The 2056-nt window shown below is 33.5% G+C and carries 3 protein-coding genes; all 3 read right to left on the bottom strand.

The features are described from left to right. Positions 1 to 775: 775 nt before the first annotated feature. Complete coding sequence (locus INF68_RS23005) at positions 776 to 1246, bottom strand: hypothetical protein (RefSeq protein ID WP_046852907.1); 471 nt, start codon at positions 1244 to 1246, stop codon at positions 776 to 778. Positions 1247 to 1300: 54 nt separating this feature from the next. Further along, entirely contained in the window at positions 1301 to 1774 is a 474-nt protein-coding gene (locus INF68_RS23000) for an HNH endonuclease signature motif containing protein (RefSeq protein ID WP_126785929.1), read from the bottom strand. A 78-nt stretch (positions 1775 to 1852) separates the two neighbouring features. Then, on the bottom strand, positions 1853 to 2026 hold the full coding sequence (locus tag INF68_RS22995; protein ID WP_193525481.1) for a hypothetical protein: 174 nt from the start codon (positions 2024 to 2026) through the stop codon (positions 1853 to 1855). Positions 2027 to 2056: the final 30 nt, after the last annotated feature.

The raw sequence follows: 2056 nt of genomic DNA, 5'->3' as shown, positions 1-2056 counted from the left end.
CTATACCTATAAACATACCTGTTATCTACATGTTTTCAAGGTTTTGAATGTAAATTGTGTACTTGTCTCCAATATCCGGTTTTCAGAGGGTTTAATATTTTATTTCAATCATTTACGTAAGTATCATCTTTCCTAATGATTTCTTAATGTTAATCGGTGCTAATAAAGTCACAAATAGACCATAAAGGTTATATGGGATTATCTGGTGATTCTACCTTTAGATGATCAGATAAGATATTAATTACTCGGATTATTGTACCTACCTCTTAGTTAACTAATGATTGTTGGAAGTATACTGCCTCATCATCTGATAAGTCCATAGTTCTGGTAGTACTGTACCAGTAGTAGATTAATTAATAGTAATGGCTTAAACAGCCCGATAACCCGACAAGGGCAAAGCCCGCGTAGTTACTCCAAAAGACGGCTGACCCCAAACAGTATAGGTTTTCACTTCCTTCAGTAGTCGATAGACAAAAACAAAAGACGTGGCGTTCTTCGAGTGACTAGCGAGAAAACGCAAGTTTACGATCTTATCTTTTTGGTTTTACAGAGACTAACGAGCAAAGCGAGTTAGGCTCTATGATACTGAATAGACAAGTAAGTCATTTACTTTAAAGTGTATATTATATTAAGTTACGGGAATCAATATGTGGTATGTAAACCATTGATTTAACTACTATATGTTGTGGCATCAACCGTATTTTACTCATAATAACCGTATTTTCGACGTATACAATACGGTTATAGTTACGGTTATTATTTACATATAAATCAATTACTTATTCATTGCTACTAGTCGTTCAATTAAGGTAATAAGATCCGCACCTTCATCTTTTAGCAGTTCAACTAGTGCTACATGTTCTTCTGTTACGGTTTTCTTTGGTTTGTATTGCTTCATTCTATTAAGGGATTTCCCTTCCTTTACTAGTACTTCAAACGCCTGTGATACTAGGGTTGCTATGCGTTTGTACTTTTCACGCGATGATTTACTATCTGGATAGTTTTGATTTTTATTCTGTCTGAATAGTTTTAGATGTTCAAATACCATAACTTCACTGAATTCAGGAGCATTCTTTACTATCGCAAATACATCTTCTTCCGGTACACGGTTTTTACCTAGAAAAGTACTTTCCTGGATTATTCCACGCATTACTTCTTTTGCTTCACTAGATAGTGAATTAAAGCAAATGAAACGTAGTTCATTCTGGATCATTTGATTATTGTGTATTGTTTCTTTTCTCGCCATTATAATTCCCCCTTAATATGGGGCTGTCACTCCTACATGATAGCCCCTAAGTTATTATGCTTGTTTGATAATTCTTGTGTAACTATGTCGTGTAGTATTTCGGTTCCATAGTTGATTGAAGTAGAATGTAATCCCAATGTATGAGTACTTTCCAGTATTCCACGCATCAATAATTTGTACTTTCTCTTCTTCGGTGAATCTATTCCAGCTACGTTTATTTTTCGCTTTTGCCATATTCTCTTTTTGTGTAATCCATTGTAGGTTATCCACGTGATTGTTTAGAGGATTACCATCAATATGATCAACAACTAATTTCAATGATTCATCACGTTCAATAAAAGTTTCTGCGATTAGTCGATGAACTTCTACAGTTCTACTATCACCACCTTTGACAGATAGTGTTACTTTGTAGTACCCATTAGATTTTGAAGGGGTTAGCTTTAGTAGTGTTTCTGTCTTAGTATTGAATACATCACCTTCATTACTTACTACATAATATTCATATTTCGTTTCTTTCCATATTTTCATATATAACTTCCATATTACCCGCGTTACTTCCTGTAATCGCGTTTCTACTTATTGTGTGGTTAGTAGACAACCAATTAATTACTTACTGTTTAGTACAATGTACTGATCAATTAAGTAACCTACAGCAGAATATAGAGTACCTTTTGATACCTTACCTTCATCAATCAATTTTTTTATTACTTCAACCTGTGAATTAGATAAACGTTCTGTTATTACTTTATCTTTTCTATCCTTAGATTTATTATTCTTCATTTAATTAACTCATGTGATTTGTATACGTAT

The organism is Enterobacter cloacae complex sp. P16RS2, assembly GCF_014982155.1.
Classification (GTDB): Bacteria; Pseudomonadota; Gammaproteobacteria; order Enterobacterales; family Enterobacteriaceae; genus Enterobacter; species Enterobacter cloacae_M.
The sequence above is the reverse complement of the archived record's forward strand: the minus strand, read 5'-3'. Positions and strand labels throughout refer to the sequence as shown.

Bases quoted from the DNA above. Each gene is read 5' to 3' on its own strand.
- INF68_RS23005 (WP_046852907.1), bottom strand. From the start codon at position 1,246: ATGGCGAGAAAAGAAACAATACACAATAATCAAATGATCCAGAATGAA.
- INF68_RS22995 (WP_193525481.1), bottom strand. From the start codon at position 2,026: ATGAAGAATAATAAATCTAAGGATAGAAAAGATAAAGTAATAACAGAA.
- INF68_RS23000 (WP_126785929.1), bottom strand. From the start codon at position 1,774: ATGAAAATATGGAAAGAAACGAAATATGAATATTATGTAGTAAGTAAT.